Consider the following 12,971-nt stretch of genomic DNA (forward strand, 5'->3'; position numbering starts at 1 on the left):
GCCCCGGCGACCTGCTGATGACCGGCGCCACCAAGGTCTATTTCAAAGAGGTCGCGAAAAACGGCGTTCTCGAAAACGTCCTCGCCGGCGCGAACAACAGCCTGTTCATCATCGACCCCAACGCCCGGCTGCTCGGCCGCTATGACAAGTCGCACCTCGTCCCCTACGGCGAATATCTCCCCATGCGCTCGATTCTCCAGCCCATGGGCCTGTCGCGCCTCGTTCCCGGCGATGTCGATTTCTGGCCCGGCCCCGGCCCGCAAAGCCTGACTCTGCCCGCCACGCTTGGCCGCCCGCAACTCAGCATGGGCGTGCAGATCTGCTATGAAATCATCTTTTCAGGGCGGGTGGTGGACGAGACCCATCGCCCCAGCTTCGTCTTCAACCCCTCCAACGACGCATGGTTCGGCAGTTGGGGTCCGGTCCAGCATCTCGCGCAGGCCCGACTGAGGGCATTGGAGGAAGGCATCCCCATCATCCGATCGACTCCCACCGGCGTCTCCGCCGTCGTCGACGCGCGGGGCCATGTGCTGGCCGCCATCGGCCGCCAGCGCGCGGGCTTTCTCGACACCGCGCTGCCGGCTCCGCTTCCTCCCACGCTTTTCTCCCGCCTTGGCAACTGGGCGCCCTTCGCCTTCCTGATCGCGCTCGTTGCACTTGCTTTGGCGCCAGGGGCCATTGCCACCCGCAAAACGAGCCGCTAATAGGCACATAAACTTTTCTTTATATCGCTCGTCCATCGAGCGTGGTAACGGGAGCCCCATGCGCAACAACTATCTCTTCACCTCGGAATCGGTTTCCGAAGGCCATCCCGACAAGGTCGCGGACCAGATTTCCGACGCCATTGTCGACCTGTTCCTCTCGAAGGATCCGGAAGCCCGCATCGCCTGCGAAACGCTGACCACGACGCAGCTGGTGGTGCTGGCAGGCGAAATCCGCTGCAAGGGCGTTTACGAAGATGGCGCATGGGCGCCGGGCGCACAGGAAGAGATCGAGCGCACCGTCCGCGAAACGGTGAAGCGCATCGGCTATGAACAGGACGGCTTCCACTGGGAAACGCTGCGCTTCGAAAACAACCTCCACGCCCAGTCCGCGCATATCGCGCAGGGCGTCGACGCCGCGGGCAACAAGGACGAAGGCGCCGGCGATCAGGGCATCATGTTCGGCTTCGCCTGCGACGAAACGCCCGACCTCATGCCCGCCACGCTGGACTACAGCCACAAGATCCTGGCCAAAATGGCGGCTGACCGCCACAGCGGTCGCGCACCCTTCCTCGAACCGGACGCCAAGAGCCAGGTCACGCTGCGCTTCGAGAACGGCAAGCCCGCCGCCGCGACGGCCATCGTCGTCTCGACCCAGCACGCGCCGGGCTATGACGAAGGCGCCAAGGAAGCCGAACTCAAGGCCTATGTGAAGGGCGTCGTGGCGGAGGTACTGCCGGGCGAGCTGCTTTCGGACGAAACCGTCTATCACATCAACCCGACCGGCAGCTTCGAAATCGGCGGTCCCGACGGCGACGCTGGCCTGACCGGCCGCAAGATCATCGTCGACACCTATGGCGGCGCCTCGCCCCATGGCGGCGGCGCGTTCAGCGGCAAGGACCCGACCAAGGTCGACCGTTCGGCCGCCTACATCACCCGCTATCTGGCGAAGAACATTGTAGCCGCGGGCCTTGCCAAGCGCTGCACGATCCAGCTGGCCTACGCCATCGGCGTTTCGGAACCGCTGTCGCTCTATGTCGACACCCACGGCACCGGCACGGTGGGCGATGACCGGATCGAACAGGCGATCAAGAATATCAAGGAACTGGGCGGTCTGACCCCTCGCGGCATCCGCACCCATCTGGGCCTCAACAAGCCGATCTACCAGCCGTCGGCCGCCTATGGCCATTTCGGCCGCAAGGCCGAGGGCGACTTCTTCCCCTGGGAACGCACCGATCTGGTGGACAGGCTCAAGGCGGCGCTCTGAGCCGACCGACAAGGGGCCGCCGGACCTTCCGGCGGCCCATTCGATTCAGCCTTACTTTTTCTTAACTACACACACCATAGGGCCGGGCCATAAGGAGTATATGGTTTGCCCTCTTCCCTTTCTTACGGCACCAACGGCGCGGAGGCGGCATGGACGGCCCTCCACCGCAGCCAGGCGATAATCGAGTTCGCCCTCGACGGCACGATCCTGACCGCCAACGCCAATTTCCTCGCTCTGATGGGCTATGCGCTGGAGGAGATCGCCGGTCAGCACCACCGGATTTTCTGCACCCCCGCCCACGCAGAATCGCAGGATTATGCAGCATTCTGGCAAAAGCTGGGCTCCGGCGCCTTTGACGCAGGCACATATGGCCGCCTGGCCCGGGACGGTCGGGAAATATGGCTTCAGGCCACCTATAACCCGGTTTTCGAAGCCGATGGCACCCTGCGCAAGGTGGTGAAGATCGCCACGGACATCACCCGCCAGGTGCAGCAGGAACGCGAGGCCCGCCACCGCCTGGCCGACAGCCGCCGCCTGCAACAGGATCTGGAGCAGCAGAAGGACGCGCTCGAAAAGACAATGGACCAACTGTCGGGGATCGTAACGACGATCAGGAGCATTGCAGCCCAGACCAACATGCTGGCTCTGAACGCCACCATAGAGGCTGCACGTGCCGGCGATGCCGGGCGCGGCTTTGCGGTCGTCGCTGGCGAGGTCAAGAAGCTGGCGGACGACACCCGTGCCGCCACGGAACGCGCCGCCGCGATGATGCAGCAGGAAACGACCGGCATGGCGGCAAGGGCGTTTCCGGCCTGATCCTCATCGCCGCAGCATGGCGACAACATGACGAAAAGTTCATTAGCCTGCTGCCCGCAAAACGCCCATAGACAGGGCGTCGGACCCGCACCCCTGTCGGGTCCGGCAACTCCCTCTCTCGAAAGGGGAATGCGATGACAAGCGGATTCGTTTCCCGCGCGCTGCCTTCCGTCCTTCTTGGCTTTGCTCTCATGGCCGGCAGCGCAGCTCCCGCGCTCGCCGCACCCTGCAAGGACGCCAGGGGCAAGTTCGTCAAATGTCCGCCCAAGCCGGTCGCCAAGAAGGGACCGTGCAAGGACGCCAAAGGCCGCTTCACCAAGTGCAAGTGACCTGACCGCTCCGGCCGTTCAGGGCAGCCCTCCTGCGCGGCCGCAACGTCGTCTCATCTCCATGAAAAAGCCTGTCGCCAGCCCACCGGCGTCAGGCCCCAGCCTCCTGTCCCCGTCTTATCTCCTCAACACCGGGGGCAGGAGGCGCCCCTTTTCGGACAGCGCCGCCTCTTTAGATAGCGGTTGCCCCCGCCACGCCCCGCAGCTATCGGGCGCGCCATGACAGCGCATAAATCCGGCGATCCCACCACGCTCAACCGCCTCTACGGCCGCCAGTCCGGACCCAAGCTCCGCAAGGGACAACAGGAACTGGTCGATACGCTGCTGCCAGCCCTGTCCGTTCCCGAAGAGGGCGAGGTCACGGCCGCTGGCCTGTTCGGTTACGATCGCCCGCTGCATTTCGAAATCGGCTTCGGCGGAGGCGAGCATCTCGCCTATCGCGCCGACCTGCTGCCCGATCATGGCTTCATCGGTTGCGAACCCTTCCTGAACGGCGTCGTCCAGGCGCTCGGCCATGTGCGCGATCAGGCGCTGGGCAATGTCCGCCTGCATATGGGCGATGCGCTTTCCGTGCTCAGCCGCATTCCCGACGGCGCGCTCAGCTTCGTCTATCTGCTGCACCCCGATCCCTGGCCCAAGGCGCGCCATGCCAAGCGCCGGATGATGAATCCCGGCCCGGTTTCTTTGATCGCGAAGAAATTGAGGCCCGGCGGCGAATTCCGTTTCGGTACGGATCATCCCGTCTATCTGCGCTGGGCGCTGATGGTGATGAACGGCCATCCCGATTTCGACTGGCTGGCGAGCGAGCCGAAGGATTTTCAGACCCGCCCCGGCGGCTGGCCCGAAACCCGCTACGAAGCGAAGGCGCGCCGCCTTGGCCATGAAGTCTGGTATTTCCGCTACCGCCGCCGCTGATGCCGCACAAATTTTCTGGTAGCATCTTGAAACTGAATTGACGCACCCTATTTCACGGTCGTCCCGGCGTTCCCTCCCCCCCTTGAGCCGGGACATCCCTCTTGACGGCCCCGGCGTTCCCTTGCGCCGGGGCTTATTTTTTCGTGCGGGGCGCCCCCCCCCCGAAAAGGCAACGGCGCGGCGAGCCATTGCCCGCCACGCCGTCATGGCATGATCCTCGTGCTGCGCCCCTCCCCCCGGACGGCCGCAGGCCAAAGGCTCAGTTCGCCTTGCTCAGATCCACCTTCTCGACCCATTCGGGATAGAAGGTCGGTTCGCGGTTCGACCAGCCAACCGCCGTCGCCGCCGCTTCGCTGATGGACTGGAGCAGCGCCCGGCGCTTTTCCGGATGCAGGTGCGGCAGGCTCGCCGCCGCGCAGAAGGCGCCCGGCAACCAGGGACGTGCCCCCGCTCCCAAAAGGCGTTCGTAGAGGAAGCGATAGGCCGAAAAGCTGCTAAGCCGGTCCTGCCCCAGATCGAAGGCCGACACCGTCACCAGCGGCGCCATGAACGGCTCCATCTGATCAAGCCCACTGTCGTCAGGCACCATCGCCTTGATTTCCTCCAGCCGCCCGTAAATCCTGGCCTGGGCGCGGATGCTTGCTTCCTCCACCATGTCGCGCGACCATAATTTCATGGCGTCGCGCCGATGGAGGCCGATGTCCAGCGATCTTCGGATATAGCGTTGCGTAGCGGCCGGGAAGCTGGCGAATTCACGCAATTCCGCCAGGGTGATGGCTCCGTCCGCAGGTCTTGCACTCGTGCCCATGTCATGCCCTCCGACTTCAAGTCGTAAGCAGATCATGCGCCCAATATGGTTTCTACAAGATTAAGCGCCGGATCTGCCGACAGTTACAGGGAATCATGTTTCCTTGTGCAGTGCAACATGTAATTTTTGTGAATGCGCCGAAATGCTTGTGCATTGGCGGTCAAGAGCCGTCCCCCTGCGCCGCCAGCGGCTTCCAACGCAGACAAGCTGCCATATGCGGTCGATCCGCCCCATCAGCATGCCTGCGACGGGTGCCTGCATCGTCCGGTAACGCGCCAGCGAGCCGATGCGCCCTGCCAGTTTAATCGACGGGGCGCTCCAGCACCGCCCCGATCATGTTGCGCCACACCGCCACGTCGCCTGCCTGCGCCATCTGCGCATCAGGTTCGCGCAGAGTGTGCAGGATAGCATAGGCGTCGTCGACATGGTCCTTCCAGCTGGCATCGACTGCGCTCGCCGCGTGCGGATCGCTGCCCCCGCCGTTCAGGCTGAGCTGACGGCCTGCCAGTACGCGGGCAATGCGCTCGATCGCGGGAGTGGCGGAAGTCGGCATTGGCTATAGCTCCTCTCACCTGCGGATGGGCCGCGTTTTCGCGCCCTCCGCAGTCGATCATATCATGATTTGCCTGCCCGTCTATTCAGTCCTCATCCTCCTTATATCCGGAGGAGGGCACCGGATCGCCATGGTCCCCCGGCGCCGTGGCGGCAGGCGGATCGGAGGCATCCATGGAATCCTTGAGTCCCTCGTCCAGCTTTTCTTCCGGCGTAACGGCATGGTCCTGCGCATCGGTCGAGCGCCTGTCATGCGCTTCCTCGCGGCTGTTGGGCCGGATATCGGTCTTCTCGCTCATATCGCTCTCCTTGCTTTCCCGGATCAACGGGCAGCGGCGAGAGCGGGTTCCCGATCGACCAACATGGCAAAGCCTTCGACCAGCTTCACCGCCAAGGGGCGACAGAGCGCGCGCCATCGCATAGACTTGCACCATGAACATGAAGAATGAAGACGGCGAGCCGGGTGTGCCGCCGACGGTCGCGCTCTATTCGCTACTGGGCTTCTGGTTCTTCTATGCTGTGCTGATCACGCTGCGCGCCTCGATCATGGGGTTCGAGGCGCAGGGCGCGATGGCCGCCCGCCGCGCCGTGGTGACGGTGATCGGCATCGTCGTCACCTGGGTCTTCTATCTCTGCCTGCGCCGCTTCGACGGAAGGCCGCTGATAGCCCGCATCGTCGCCGCTTTCACCCTCGCCATTCCCTTCGCGCTGGCGACGGCGGCGGCCAATTTCTACGTCTTCAACATTTACGACCCCGCCTCGCTCTTCCCTGACGCCGACTATCAGAAATATGCCAGCGAACGGGGTTTCGCACTGATGCAGATCGTCGAGGACGCGATCAGCCGCTATTTCTTCCTCGCGGCCTGGGCGGGTCTGTATCTGGCGCTCAGCTATGCCAGCGAAGCGCATCGCGTCGAACGCCGCGCCGATCGACTGGAACGCGCCGCGCAACAGGCGGAACTGCGGTCCCTGCGCTATCAGGTGAACCCGCATTTCCTGTTCAATACGCTCAACTCCCTCTCCTCGCTGGTGATGAAGGACCGGCGGGACGAGGCCGAGCAGATGATCCTCTCCCTCTCCAACTTCTACCGCACCAGCCTGACCGGCGATCCGCTAGAGGATGTCTCTCTGGAAGAGGAAGTGCATCTCCAGAAACTCTATCTGGATATCGAAGCGGTGCGCTTTCCCGATCGGCTGTCGACCAGCATCCAGATTCCGGACAGGCTGCTCAACGCATGCGTGCCCGGCCTCATTCTGCAACCTCTGGTCGAAAATGCGATCAAATATGGCGTGTCGCGCACCCCCAGCCCGGTGACCATCACGATAGCGGCGCGCGAGGACGGCGGACTGCTGCATCTCACCGTCAGCGACAACGGCAACAAGCCGCCCCAAGGCGCCGACGCGGGCAGCGGCATCGGCCTTGCCAATGTGCGCGACCGCCTGACCGCGCGTTTTGGCGAGCAGGGCCGGATCGATTATGGTCCCCGCCCCGGCGGGGGGTTCACCGTGCGCCTCACCCTGCCCATCATCCGGCGGAGCTGCTGAAATGACTATCCGCACCCTGATCGTCGACGATGAACCCCTTGCGGTCGAACGGCTCCAGATGCTGTGCGCCCGCGAACCCCGCATCGCGCTGGTCGGCACGGCGAGCGACGGCGAAGCGGCGCTGCGGCTGATCGAGGGGCTGGAGCCGGACCTCGTCATGCTCGACATCGCCATGCCCCTGCTCGACGGGATCGGCGTGGCGCGGGCGACCTCGCGCATGGGCATCTGTCCCGCCGTGATCTTCGTAACCGCGTTCGAAGGCTTTGCCGTCGAGGCGTTCGACCTTGCGGCGGTCGATTATCTGCTGAAACCGGTCGCGCACGAACGTCTTTCCCGCGCCATCGACCGGGTGGAGCAGGCGCTGGGCAACCGCGCCCCCGCACCTGCCACGACGACCGCGCCGGCATCCGAATGGGCCGAGGAATTCTGGGTTCCCCACCGATCCGAGCTGATCCGAATCGGCGCGGTCCAGATCGACCGGATCGAGGCGGAACGCGACTATATGCGTCTGCATGTCGGGCAGAACAGCTATTTGCTGCACCAGACGATCAGTTCGCTGGAAAACCGGCTGGACCCCCAGCAGTTCGTGCGCCTGCACCGCTCCCATATCGTGCGGCGCGACCACATCGCGCGGCTTCGCCATGACGGCAGCGGCGTCTGGTCGGCCTGCCTGATCGACGACACCGAAATCCGGATCGGCCGCACCTATCTCGCCAACGCCCGCGCAATGGCCGGCCGGTAAGGCGCAGGCGGCAAATTGGGCTGAAGCCGCTCTCCGGACCGTTGCGCTACCGAAACCGCGCTGGAGAATAGGCGGCGGCGTCGATGCCCGCAATCGCCGGATCCGGCGCATCTCCGGTCAGCAGGCTGGCCGCCAGCAAGGCCGCCGCCGGGGACGTTTGGATGCCAAATCCCCCCTGCCCGGCAAACCAGAAAAAGCCCGGCACCACGGGGTCGAAGCCATAGACCGGCGCCCGATCCTGGGAAAAGCTGCGCAGTCCCGCCCATTTGCGTTCCACCGCCGCGACCGGCCAGTCCACCACGCTTTCGAAGCGCGCAATGGCCTGCGCCACCGCCAGTTCCTCCGGCGCAGCGTCGCAGGGCGGGGACGGCTCCTCATCATGCGGTGTCAGCCAGATGCGCCCCTCCCCCTCCGGCTTGAAGTAGAATTGGGAGGCCAGATCCATGACCAGCGGCAGGTCGACCGAGGGCAAGGACGGGACGCGCAACTGCGCCACCGTCCGTCTGAGCGGCGCGATTCCGACAGGATCGACGCCGCAACCGCGCGCCACGTCATCGGCCCACGCCCCGGCCGCGTTGACCAGAATGCCGCAATCGATCGCGCCCTCATCCGTCTCCAGCCGCCAGCCGCCGCTAACGGCCTTCCCGGCCCGGAGCCTGCTCGCCAGCCTCAGCGCGCCGCGCCGCCGCGCAAACTGCCGCAGCCATGCCTGATGCAGGGCCGCCACGTCGATGTCGCACACTCCCGGCTCCAGCACGCCCAGCGTCCATTCGGGCCGCAACCCCGGCACCAGCGGCGCAGGATCAACGATGTGCAGTTCCACCTTGCCTGCAAATTCGTCAAGCAGCCGGTCGCGCGCGGCCTCATCCCCCGCCCTGCCGACGTGCAGCGTCTGCCGCGGCGAAAGAAAGGAGCGTTCGGAAAAATCGGGATCTGGCATGGCCAGCATCGGCCCCGAAGCCGTCGTCAGGGGCTGGACGGAAAGGCCGCCATAGGTCTCTTCCCAAAAGGAAACGGCCCGTCCCGTCGCATGATAGCCCGCGCTCGATTCCATCTCCAGAATCAGCACGCTCGCCTTTTCCGCGAGCACCGCGCCCAGGCTCGCTCCGGCAATCCCTCCTCCTATGATCACGATATCGGCGCGAGTCATCGGACTGCGCCTTGCGGCGCCACTTCATCCAGAAAACCGTCGATCCGCGCGAGCGCGTCCAGCCGCACCGGGTCCAGCTCGCGCAGGATTTCATGTGCCGCTTCGCGCCCGTAGACGTGCAGCCTTGCGCCGGGAATCCGGGCCGCCGCCCGCCGGATCGCCGCCGTCGACACCAGCCGGTCCTGCTGCGCGGCCAATATGAGCAGCGGCACCGCTATCCGCTCCAGTCCCCGCTCCCGCTCCATCAGCCGCGTCGAATGCAGCGCCTGCTCCACCCACCGCCAGCTCGGCGGCCCCAGCGCGATGTCGCGGCTATGGTCACGCCACCAGAGTTCATCGGCATAGCGATCCGGATCATGCGTCAGCCGTTTCTGCCGCATTCGTCGCTGCCGGTCCGACTCCTCCTTCTGGGTCCAGGCCTGCTTCTTTGCAAAACCCATCGCACACATGCTCTCAGCGATCCCCGCTGCCAGCCAGCGGGGCAGCGGCGCGCTGTGCACGCCCATCATCGGCGCCACCGTCACCGCAGCATCGGGCGCCGTCATTCCCTCCGCCAGCGCACGCAGCAGCAGATGCCCGCCCATGCTGTGCGCGACGATCACGGCAGGCCCGCTTCCTTCGGCGCGCCAGTCCGCGACGAAGGCGTGGAGGTCCCCAATCCACTGACCGAAATCCTGGATATGGCCGCAGAGCGGATCATCGGTCATCCGCCCCGATCCGCCCTGCCCGCGCCAGTCGAAGCTGGTGACGCTCCAGCTGCGCTGCGCCCAGTGATGGATGACCTCCAGATATTTCTCGACCATGTCGCCCCGGCCGCCCAGCACGAGCATCCGGCCCCGTTCGCCTTCGCCGAGCCGATAGCGGCGCAGCGCCCAGCCATCGGGCGCATGCCAATAGTCCAGCCGCCCATCCATCGGCCAGGCGCGCCTGTCGATCAGCGAAGGGTCATGGGCAGGCGAAATCAAGCGGGGCGAATCCATCGGCGGCATGGTTACGGTTTGGTAAGCCATCGGGTCTAGACTTTTGATCCCATGACGGGGGAATATTTCAGACTGGCGCTGATCGGCGCCCTGGCAGTGATGCTGATCGTGGCTTCGGTCACCGATTTGCGGTCACGCATCATCTCCAACCGGCTGAACCTGGGAGTGGCCGCGCTGGCGCCCCTCTGGTGGCTCGCCTGCGGGCTGCCGCTATGGCCGGGCATGGCGGTGCAGATTCTTGTCGCGCTGATCGTCTTCCTGGCCTTCGCCACCCTGTTCGCGCTCGGCTGCATGGGCGGCGGCGACGTCAAGCTGCTGGGCGCTCTTGCCTTGTGGTTTCCATGGCAGGCGACCCTGTCGATGCTGATGCTGATGGCGGTGCTGGGGGGCGTCGTCACCATCATAACCGTCGTGCACCATCGCATGACCCGGCGGCTGGGACAGCCGCAAATCCCCTATGGCATCGCCATTTCGGTCGCCGCGCTTTGGCTGATTGGCGAACGATATATTAACCAATTTGCGTGAACATCGGGGATCTCAGACGCAACTCGTCTGATTGAGGGAGGCGAATTTCATCATGGATGCCAAGAAGATCGTGCTGCTGGTGGGGGCGCTGATCATAGCGGTCACTACAGCTCTACTTGCACGCAACATGCTGAGTTCGTCAGGTTCGCCGCAGGCGGGCGCTTCTTCCATGCCGGTCGAGGCGGACCAGCCTAACGTGCTGGTCGCGACCAAGGCGCTGCCGGTGGGCACCATCCTGGACGCGGAAAGCTTCCGTTTCCAGCCCTGGCCCAAGGACCTCATCGAACAGGCCTATTATATCAAGGGCCAGGCCGATCCGCAGAAGCTGGTGGGCAGCGTCGTGCGCACCGCCATTTCGGCGGGTCAGCCGATGACCATCGGTTCCGTCATCAAGCCGGGCGATCGCGGCTTCCTGGCCGCGGCACTCGGGCCGGGCATGCGCGCCGTGACGGTGCCGGTGTCGGCCACCAATTCGGTCGCGGGCTTCGTCTTCCCCGGCGACCGCGTCGACCTTGTCCTCACGCAAAGCGTCAGCGGCGGCGGCGACGGCGAACCGCTCAAGGTCTCCGAAACGATCCTGCGCAACCTGCGCGTGCTCGCCACCGACCAGCGCATGGACGCGCTGGGCGCCGACGGCAAGCCCGTGGTCCAGACCTATTCCAACGTCACCATCGAAGTGACGCCCAAGATCGCCGAAAAGATCGCGGTCGCGCAGACCATCGGTTCGCTCTCGCTCTCGCTGCGCTCGCTGGCCGACAACAGCTCGGAACTGGACGCCGCCATCGCGGGCACCGACATGAACCTGCCCGACGGCAGCAATCCGAACGCAGAAAAGAAGATGCTGGCCAGCCTGTCGGCCCGCCCGGTCGACCGCGGCAGCACCTATTCCACCGGCGCCGACGTCTCGCGCTATCAGCGCAGCAGCGTCCCCGCCAAATCCGTGCAGGCCCTGCCCGCGGGCGGCGTTCCCATGGGCGGCGCGCCCGCCATGGCTGCCGCGGTCCAGGGTCCGGTGATCCGCGTCGCCCGCGGCACCAGTGTGACCGTCGTTCCGGTCGGGGGGAAGTAAGATGAAGGGGTTTTCGGTTCTCTCGGTAAGCACGGCCAAACCGCTGCTCGGCCCGGCCATCGCGCTCGGGCTGGCCTTCGCCGCCGCCGCCGCGCCGACCAGCGCGCTGAACGCTGCGCCCGCCTCCATGCAGGACAATGCGATCCTGATGTCGGCAGGCGGCAGCAGGGTCATCAACCTGTCCGCCAGGATGTCCGACGTGGTGATCGGCGACCCGGATGTGGTCGACGTCCATGTCCGCTCGCAGAACCAGCTTTATCTGATCGCGAAGAAGGCCGGCGAAACCACCGTCTTCGTCACCGCGACCAACGGCAAGGTGCTGTTTTCCGGCACGGTGCGCGTCGGCAACAACCTGACCAGCATCGATGACATGCTGAAGCTGGCGATGCCGAACGCGGACATCGCGGTCAACAAGATGAACGGCATGGTCCTGCTGACCGGCACCGTCGCCGCGCCCGAAGATGCGGCCGAAGCCGAACGGCTGACGCAGGCCTTCGTCGGCAAGGAAGTGACCGTGGTGAGCCGCCTGCGCACCGCGACCCCGCTTCAGGTCATGTTGCAGGTCAAAATCTCCGAGGTGAGCAAGGATGTGGGCCACAAGATAGGCACCAATTTCGCTTCAGTCGATCGGAGCGGGGGGAACGTCGCAGGCAACATCGGCGGCGGCTCGCGAAACTTCGCAACGTATACGCGCGGCAATCTCACGCAGACCCTTAACTCCGACGGTACCTATACGACAACCGGTACGCCCAGCTACTGGACCTTCAATAATCCCATTGACGGAAGCTTCAGCCTGGGCGGTATCGCCAAGATACTGGGAATTGATGTCGCCGCAGCGCTGGACTTGGCGGAATCAAGCGGCCTTGCCACCATCCTCGCCCAACCTAACCTGACTTCGCTGTCCGGCGAAACCGCCAGCTTCCTGGCGGGCGGCGAATATCCCTACACCGTCAGCAACGGCACGCAGGGCAACAGCATCGAATTCAAGCAATATGGCGTGCAGCTGGCCTTTACGCCCACGGTTCTGGCCGACGGGCGCATCTCGCTGCGCGTCCGCCCGACCGTATCGAGCCTCGACTTCTCGGTCAGTGCCAGCGTGCCCGCGCTCAGGAGCCGTACTGCCGAAACCACGGTAGAACTGGGTTCGGGTCAGGCCTTCATGATCGCGGGCCTGCTCAACAGTGATACGGCGAACAATATCAACAAGGTTCCCGGCCTCGGCAATCTGCCGATACTTGGCAGCCTGTTCAAATCGCGCAATTTCCAACGACATGAAACCGAACTGGTCATCGTCGTCACCCCCTATCTGGTGAAGCCGATGAACGCATCGGACGTGCGCCTGCCGACCGACGGCTTCCGCAACGCCAATGAGGGTCAGGGCCTGTTCCTTCAGCAGGGCCATGACGGCGTCAGCGGCGCCCGATCGCCCATGCCGCGCCGCGCGCCCGGCGGCCCCGTCCCCGCCCCCGGCCCGCAGACAACGGCCGCAATGCCACCGCTCGCGGCACGGGACAACAAGCGGTCCAAGGACGCCGCGCCCGGCTTCAGCTTCTGATCCGAAGGACGATGACC

15 protein-coding genes are annotated in these 12,971 nt (G+C 64.9%); 10 read left to right on the forward strand and 5 right to left on the reverse strand.

The features are described from left to right. The 5 genes from lnt to ACFC3J_RS10765 form a co-directional block, all read left to right on the forward strand. Nucleotides 1-704, forward strand: a 704-nt coding sequence (lnt, locus tag ACFC3J_RS10745) for an apolipoprotein N-acyltransferase (RefSeq protein ID WP_375196162.1), incomplete at its 5' end; no start/stop codon positions are given. Between the two features lie 58 nt (nucleotides 705-762). Then, nucleotides 763-1,968 carry a methionine adenosyltransferase gene (gene metK, locus ACFC3J_RS10750; RefSeq protein WP_375196163.1) on the forward strand — a complete coding sequence of 402 codons (1,206 nt, stop codon included), beginning with the start codon at nucleotides 763-765 and terminating at the stop codon, nucleotides 1,966-1,968. Between the two features lie 105 nt (nucleotides 1,969-2,073). Continuing rightward, complete coding sequence (locus ACFC3J_RS10755; protein WP_375196164.1) at nucleotides 2,074-2,784, forward strand: methyl-accepting chemotaxis protein; 711 nt, start codon at nucleotides 2,074-2,076, stop codon at nucleotides 2,782-2,784. 134 nt (nucleotides 2,785-2,918) lie between these two features. Further along, nucleotides 2,919-3,113, forward strand: a complete 195-nt coding sequence (locus tag ACFC3J_RS10760) for a hypothetical protein (RefSeq protein ID WP_375196165.1) — start codon at nucleotides 2,919-2,921, stop codon at nucleotides 3,111-3,113. A gap of 219 nt (nucleotides 3,114-3,332) precedes the next feature. Further along, nucleotides 3,333-4,028 carry a tRNA (guanine(46)-N(7))-methyltransferase TrmB gene (locus tag ACFC3J_RS10765; RefSeq protein ID WP_375196166.1) on the forward strand — a complete coding sequence of 232 codons (696 nt, stop codon included), beginning with the start codon at nucleotides 3,333-3,335 and terminating at the stop codon, nucleotides 4,026-4,028. A gap of 259 nt (nucleotides 4,029-4,287) precedes the next feature. Here the strand turns inward: ACFC3J_RS10765 and ACFC3J_RS10770 are convergent, their stop codons facing one another. The 3 genes from ACFC3J_RS10770 to ACFC3J_RS10780 all read right to left on the reverse strand — a co-directional run bounded on the left by ACFC3J_RS10770 (nucleotide 4,288) and on the right by ACFC3J_RS10780 (nucleotide 5,687). After that, a complete protein-coding gene (locus tag ACFC3J_RS10770) occupies nucleotides 4,288-4,836 on the reverse strand; it encodes a hypothetical protein (RefSeq protein ID WP_375196167.1) in 549 nt (182 codons plus the stop codon). Between the two features lie 301 nt (nucleotides 4,837-5,137). After that, the gene (locus ACFC3J_RS10775; RefSeq protein WP_375196168.1) at nucleotides 5,138-5,389 is read right to left on the reverse strand and encodes a hypothetical protein; all 252 of its coding nucleotides are present in this window, start codon (nucleotides 5,387-5,389) and stop codon (nucleotides 5,138-5,140) included. A gap of 85 nt (nucleotides 5,390-5,474) precedes the next feature. Then, the gene (locus ACFC3J_RS10780; protein ID WP_375196169.1) at nucleotides 5,475-5,687 is read right to left on the reverse strand and encodes a hypothetical protein; all 213 of its coding nucleotides are present in this window, start codon (nucleotides 5,685-5,687) and stop codon (nucleotides 5,475-5,477) included. A gap of 133 nt (nucleotides 5,688-5,820) precedes the next feature. Between ACFC3J_RS10780 and ACFC3J_RS10785 the strand changes: the two genes are divergently transcribed. Together ACFC3J_RS10785 and ACFC3J_RS10790 are read left to right on the forward strand one after the other, a co-directional pair. Continuing rightward, a complete protein-coding gene (locus ACFC3J_RS10785; RefSeq protein ID WP_375196170.1) occupies nucleotides 5,821-6,933 on the forward strand; it encodes a sensor histidine kinase in 1,113 nt (370 codons plus the stop codon). A 1-nt stretch (nucleotide 6,934) separates the two neighbouring features. After that, nucleotides 6,935-7,675 (forward strand): LytR/AlgR family response regulator transcription factor, encoded by a 741-nt coding sequence (locus ACFC3J_RS10790; RefSeq protein ID WP_375196171.1) that lies wholly within the window; start codon nucleotides 6,935-6,937, stop codon nucleotides 7,673-7,675. Between the two features lie 46 nt (nucleotides 7,676-7,721). Here the strand turns inward: ACFC3J_RS10790 and ACFC3J_RS10795 are convergent, their stop codons facing one another. Next, nucleotides 7,722-8,825 carry an NAD(P)/FAD-dependent oxidoreductase gene (locus ACFC3J_RS10795; protein WP_375196172.1) on the reverse strand — a complete coding sequence of 368 codons (1,104 nt, stop codon included), beginning with the start codon at nucleotides 8,823-8,825 and terminating at the stop codon, nucleotides 7,722-7,724. After that, a complete protein-coding gene (locus ACFC3J_RS10800; RefSeq protein WP_375196205.1) occupies nucleotides 8,822-9,814 on the reverse strand; it encodes an alpha/beta hydrolase in 993 nt (330 codons plus the stop codon). Before ACFC3J_RS10800 ends, ACFC3J_RS10795 begins: the two co-directional genes overlap by 4 nt. A 42-nt stretch (nucleotides 9,815-9,856) precedes the next feature. Between ACFC3J_RS10800 and ACFC3J_RS10805 the strand changes: the two genes are divergently transcribed. From ACFC3J_RS10805 to ACFC3J_RS10815, 3 genes are read left to right on the forward strand one after another with little or no spacing between them, the layout of a single operon-like run. Continuing rightward, nucleotides 9,857-10,330, forward strand: a complete 474-nt coding sequence (locus tag ACFC3J_RS10805; protein ID WP_375196173.1) for a prepilin peptidase — start codon at nucleotides 9,857-9,859, stop codon at nucleotides 10,328-10,330. A gap of 52 nt (nucleotides 10,331-10,382) precedes the next feature. Beyond that, nucleotides 10,383-11,399 carry a Flp pilus assembly protein CpaB gene (cpaB, locus tag ACFC3J_RS10810; RefSeq protein ID WP_375196174.1) on the forward strand — a complete coding sequence of 339 codons (1,017 nt, stop codon included), beginning with the start codon at nucleotides 10,383-10,385 and terminating at the stop codon, nucleotides 11,397-11,399. A 1-nt stretch (nucleotide 11,400) separates the two neighbouring features. Next, nucleotides 11,401-12,954: a type II and III secretion system protein family protein gene (locus ACFC3J_RS10815; RefSeq protein ID WP_375196175.1), complete on the forward strand. Its 1,554-nt coding sequence runs from the start codon at nucleotides 11,401-11,403 to the stop codon at nucleotides 12,952-12,954. Nucleotides 12,955-12,971 lie beyond the last annotated feature (17 nt).

The organism is Sphingobium sp., from assembly GCF_041987595.1.
GTDB lineage: Bacteria > Pseudomonadota > Alphaproteobacteria > Sphingomonadales > Sphingomonadaceae > Sphingobium.